The following is a 275-nucleotide window of genomic DNA, read 5'->3' on the forward strand; positions in this document are numbered from 1 at the left end:
CGAGTTCTTTGACAGTGTGGCCGCCCATATACAGGGATATGAACCATGCTGTGAGCGTCAACAAAACGGCCAGATCAATCGTCTCAATGCTGGAACCGAATGAGGCATTTACGATCGGCAAAAGAACGATGCGCCAGATCCAGAAAAAGCCAAGCAGATACATCCAGCCCCAGCGCCAAGCCGAAACCCAACCACCTTGCTTTGTCTCTGCTTCCAGTAGGGCAAACTGTCCGGTCAGACCTTGCGACCAGAGAGCGATCATTTCCGGTGCTTCG

The 275-nt window shown here is 52.7% G+C and carries 1 pseudogene; it reads right to left on the bottom strand.

What is annotated here, in order from left to right:
• A pseudogene (locus HBA93_RS21050) lies at positions 1-262 on the bottom strand (hypothetical protein); the annotation flags it as partial.
• Positions 263-275: the final 13 nt, after the last annotated feature.

The sequence above is a fragment of the Ochrobactrum sp. SFR4 genome (assembly GCF_019730395.1).
In the GTDB taxonomy this organism is placed as follows: domain Bacteria; phylum Pseudomonadota; class Alphaproteobacteria; order Rhizobiales; family Rhizobiaceae; genus Pseudochrobactrum.